At 73.6% G+C, this 4,179-nt stretch carries 6 protein-coding genes; all 6 read left to right on the top strand.

Annotated elements, in window-relative coordinates:
• Window positions 1–88: 88 nt before the first annotated feature.
• A complete protein-coding gene (locus VF468_24210; protein HEX5881392.1) occupies window positions 89–529 on the top strand; it encodes a roadblock/LC7 domain-containing protein in 441 nt (146 codons plus the stop codon).
• Window positions 526–894: a DUF742 domain-containing protein gene (locus VF468_24205; GenBank protein ID HEX5881391.1), complete on the top strand. Its 369-nt coding sequence runs from the start codon at window positions 526–528 to the stop codon at window positions 892–894. Before VF468_24210 ends, VF468_24205 begins: the two co-directional genes overlap by 4 nt.
• On the top strand, window positions 875–1,471 hold the full coding sequence (locus VF468_24200; protein HEX5881390.1) for an ATP/GTP-binding protein: 597 nt from the start codon (window positions 875–877) through the stop codon (window positions 1,469–1,471). Before VF468_24205 ends, VF468_24200 begins: the two co-directional genes overlap by 20 nt.
• A 105-nt stretch (window positions 1,472–1,576) precedes the next feature.
• Complete coding sequence (locus tag VF468_24195; protein ID HEX5881389.1) at window positions 1,577–2,068, top strand: transcriptional regulator; 492 nt, start codon at window positions 1,577–1,579, stop codon at window positions 2,066–2,068.
• 23 nt (window positions 2,069–2,091) lie between these two features.
• Window positions 2,092–2,937 (top strand): PIG-L family deacetylase, encoded by an 846-nt coding sequence (locus tag VF468_24190; GenBank protein ID HEX5881388.1) that lies wholly within the window; start codon window positions 2,092–2,094, stop codon window positions 2,935–2,937.
• On the top strand, window positions 2,930–4,179 hold a 1,250-nt coding region (mtaB, locus tag VF468_24185), incomplete at its 3' end, for a tRNA (N(6)-L-threonylcarbamoyladenosine(37)-C(2))-methylthiotransferase MtaB (GenBank protein HEX5881387.1). The genes VF468_24190 and mtaB, both read left to right, overlap by 8 nt.

Below are 4,179 nucleotides of genomic sequence, written 5' to 3'. Positions count from 1 at the left end.
AGGCGGCCAGGGCCGTCGTCGAGGAGACCCAGGGACCGGGCGAACGGGCCGACGAGCTCGGGCCCGAACGTCCGCCGAGCGCCGGCGGATGGTCGTGACCGCTGCCGGCACCATCGACGGCCGCCAGCTCGACTGGCTGCTGGTGGACTTCGTCCGCAGCACCGCCGGGACCCGCCACGCCCTGGTCGTCTCCGCCGACGGCCTCCGCCTGGCCGCCTCCCAGGGCCTCGACGAGGCCCTCGGCGACCAGCTCTCGGCCGTCACCTCCGGGCTGCTCAGCCTGGCCATGGGGGTGGCCAGCTCGTTCGGGGCCGGCCCGGTCCGCCAGACGATCGTCGAGATGGCCGGCGGCTACCTGTTCCTCACCTCGATCAGCGAGGGCTCGATGCTGGCAGTGTTCGCCGAGCGGACCTGCGACATGGGCATGATCGGCTACGAGATGACCCTGCTGGCGGCCCGGGTCGGGCACATGCTCAGCCCGAGCCGGCGCCCCGCCGCCGCGGGGCCACCCGATCGGAGGGGGCCATGAGCGCCGCCGAGCGCGGGCACGTCGACCGGGTGGTGCCGGTCTACGCGTTCACCAGGGGACGGACCCGCGCCGTCGGCCAGGAGCTCCCGCTGGAGGCGGTGGTCACCGCCACCGGGCTGTCGCTCGCCTCCGGCGCCTCACTTCAGATGGAGTCGCGGGCCATCGTCGAGATGTGCGCCGGGCCCAAGTCCCTGGCCGAGATCGGCGCCGCCCTGCGGGTGCCGGTCGGGGTGGCCAGGGTGCTCGTCGGCGACCTCGCCAACGGCGGCTACCTGGAGGTCCACCTGCCAAGAACCGCCGACGGCGACGGCGGCCCCGGTCACGCCATCTTGGGAAGGCTGCTCGATGGACTCCGTTCGCGTTGACACCCGGCGGTCACCGCCGCCAACCCGCCGCGAGCTCATCCCGCTCAAGGTCCTCGTCGCCGGCGGGTTCGGCGCCGGCAAGACCACGTTCGTGGGGGCGGTGTCGGAGATCCCGCCACTGACCACCGAACAGGCCATGACCGCCCTGTCGGTCGGGATCGACGACACCGCCGCCGTGCCCGACAAGACGACCACCACGGTGGCCATGGACTTCGGCCGCATCACCGTCGACGAGCAGCTGATCCTGTACCTGTTCGGCACCCCCGGCCAGTCCCGCTTCTGGTTCATGTGGGACGAGCTGGCCCGGGGCGCCGTCGGCGCGGTGGTCCTGGTCGACCTGCGCCGGATCGACGACTGCTTCCCGGCGATCGACTACTTCGAGGACCGGCGGCTGCCGTTCGTGGTCGCCGCCAACGCCTTCCCCGGCACCGACGTCTTCGGTGACCGGGCGGTGCGCGACGCTCTCGCCCTGCCCGAGGGCTGCCCCCTGGTCCGGATGGACGCGCGCGAGCCCCGCTCGTGCATGGACGCACTCGTCGCCCTCGTCGAGCACGCCCTCGCCCGCAGCCTCGGCTAGGCCGATGGGTACCTGCGCGGACTTTGCCCGGACGATCGTTGCTGGGCACTTGGGGCGATGTTAGAGTCCGCGCACGCTCGCGGGCTTGCGGCGAAGGAGGTCGGAATGGCCAGCTACGCGGAGCAGGTCGGCGAACGGCTCCGCAACATCCGTCTGCAGAAGGGCCTCTCCCTCCACGACGTCGAGGAGCGTTCCGGCAAGGAGTTCAAGGCCAGTGTCCTCGGCGCCTACGAGCGGGGCGAGCGGAGCATCTCGGTGCCGCGGCTGCAGCGGCTGGCCATCTTCTACGGCGTCCCGGTCGACCACCTGCTGCCCCGCATGGGGCCGGAGGCGACCGAGGCGGCGGCCAGCGCCGGCGGCGCCGACGAGGCGGTCTGCATCGACCTGGAGGCGCTGGAGGCCCGCAGCGAGCCCGAGGCGCGGACCCTGAACCGCTACCTGTCACTGATCCAGACCCAGCGGGGCGACTTCAACGGCAAGGTGCTCACCATCCGGCGTGATGACGTGCGGGTCCTAGCCGCTATCCTCGACCAGTCCCCAGGAGGCCTGATCGAGCGGCTGGACGACCTCGGCCTCCGCCGACCGTCGTTCGGCTGAACGGCGCAGCACCGGAGGTGACCGTGGCCCGACCCCTGACCGTGGCCGGGATCTTCGCCCACCCCGACGACGAGACGTGGTCGCTCGCCGGGTCGTTCGCGCTGCTGGTGCCCAAGGGCGTCCGAGGCGCGGTCTGGACCGCGACCCGGGGCCAGGCCGGCCAGATCGCCGAGGGGACCGGGGCCACCCGCGAGACCCTGGCCGAGGTCCGCGAGGCCGAGGAGCGGGCGGCCATGGCCGTGGTCGGGGTCGAGCGGGTCTTCTTCGGCGACCTGGTCGATGGTGAGGTCGAGCAGGCCGACCGGGACGCCCTGGCCAGGGAGGTCCACGGGTTCCTGGAGCGCGAGCAGCCCGACGTGGTCGTGACCATGGAGCCGGCCGGGGTCACCGCCCACCCCGACCACATGGCCGTGTCGGCCGCCACCCAGGCCGCCTTCGGCGCGTACGCGGCCGGGCCGCGGGAGCGCGAGCCCCGCTTCTACTACTGGGGCGCCCCCGTCTCCGACATGACCGGCTGGCGGGCGCTGGGCCGGGCCAGCGGCTTCGACCTGCCCGGCGCGGACGACCCCTATGGGGCCAAGGGCACCCCCGACGAGCAGTTCACCTGCACGGTCGACACCTCGGCGGTGGCCGGGCAGGCCTGGCGGGCCCTGTGCCGGCACCGCACCCAGGCCGGCGACGTCTGGTACCGGCTGCTCGGCCACCAGGAGAACTGGCGGACGGTGTTCGCCAGCTCCCGCTACATCCGGGTCCACCCGGCCCCCCGCCCCGGCGACCCGCACGAGACCTCGCTGGTGGAGGCGTTCGGGGGGTCCGGGGGGCTCATGGAGCGAAGCGGTAGCCCCCCGGCGGAGCAGGCCAATGGCTGAGCCAACCGCGCCCGCGGCGCCCAAGGTGGCGTTCAAGACCCTCGGCTGCCGGCTCAACCAGGCCGAGAGCGAGCACGCCCTGGAGGCGCTGGGGGCGCGCGGCTTCGACCTGGCCCACGCCGGGGAGACCCCCGACGTGGTCGTGGTCAACACCTGCACCGTGACCGCCGAGTCGACCGCCTCCTCGCGCCGCCTGATCCGCAAGACGGCCGAGGCCAACCCCCAGGCCACCGTGGTCGTCACCGGCTGCTACGCGGTCGCCGACCCCGAGGCGGTCCGGGCCATCCCCGGGGTCGACCTGGTGGTCGGCAACGACGACAAGGACCGGCTGGCCGAGCTGGTCACGGCCGTGCCCAGCGTGCGGCGGCTGCCTCTGGTGACGCGGCCGGCGCCGGTCGAGCGGCTCCGCACCCGGGTGGCCATCAAGGCTCAGACCGGCTGCGACGAGTGGTGCACCTTCTGCATCATCCCCCGGACCCGCGGCCCGTTGCGCTCCTACCCCGAGCAGCAGATCGTCGACGACGTCCGCCGCCAGGTCGCCCGCGGGGTCCGCGAGGTCGTCCTCACCGGCGTCCACCTGGGCAAGTACGGCGACGACCGGGGCGAGCACGACGCCCTGGCCCGGCTGGTCGACCGGCTGACGGCGGTCGACGGGCTGCTGCGGCTGCGCCTGTCCAGCGTGCTGCCGGTGCAGGTGACCCCGGCCCTGGTGGCCAGGGTCCGCGACGACCCCAAGGTCTGCCGCCACCTGCACGTCCCCCTCCAGGCGGGCGACGACGAGGTGCTGGCGGCCATGCACCGCCCCTACCGCATCGCCGAGTTCCTGGACCGGGTCGAGCAGGCCAAGGCCGAGGTCCCCGGTCTGGGGCTGTCCACCGACGTGATCGTCGGGTTCCCGGGCGAGACCCGCGAGCAGTTCGCCGCCACCCTGGCCGTGGTCGAGCGGGTCGGCTTCTCCAAGCTGCACGTGTTCCGGTACTCCCAGCGGCCCGACACCCCGGCCGCGACCATGCCGGACCAGGTCGGCGACGCCGAGAAGAAGGCCCGGGCGCGCGAGCTGATCTCCCTCGGCAACGAGCTGCGCCGCCGCTTCCACGAGGACCACGTCGGCCGGCCCATCTCGGTGCTGGTCGAGTCGGCCGGCGACGGCCTGGCCGAGGGGACCAGCGACAACTACATCAAGGTCCGCTTCCCGGGTGGTCCCGAGCTGGTCGACCGGGTCGTGACCGTGCGAGGCTTGCG

The organism is Actinomycetota bacterium, assembly GCA_036280995.1.
Classification (GTDB): Bacteria; Actinomycetota; CALGFH01; order CALGFH01; family CALGFH01; genus CALGFH01.
The sequence above is the reverse complement of the archived record's forward strand: the minus strand, read 5'-3'. Positions and strand labels throughout refer to the sequence as shown.

Excerpts from the sequence above, each read along its gene's own strand:
- VF468_24205 (HEX5881391.1), top strand. The coding sequence starts at position 526 with ATGAGCGCCGCCGAGCGCGGGCACGTCGACCGGGTGGTGCCGGTCTAC.
- VF468_24200 (HEX5881390.1), top strand. The coding sequence starts at position 875 with ATGGACTCCGTTCGCGTTGACACCCGGCGGTCACCGCCGCCAACCCGC.
- VF468_24195 (HEX5881389.1), top strand. The coding sequence starts at position 1,577 with ATGGCCAGCTACGCGGAGCAGGTCGGCGAACGGCTCCGCAACATCCGT.
- VF468_24210 (HEX5881392.1), top strand. The coding sequence starts at position 89 with ATGGTCGTGACCGCTGCCGGCACCATCGACGGCCGCCAGCTCGACTGG.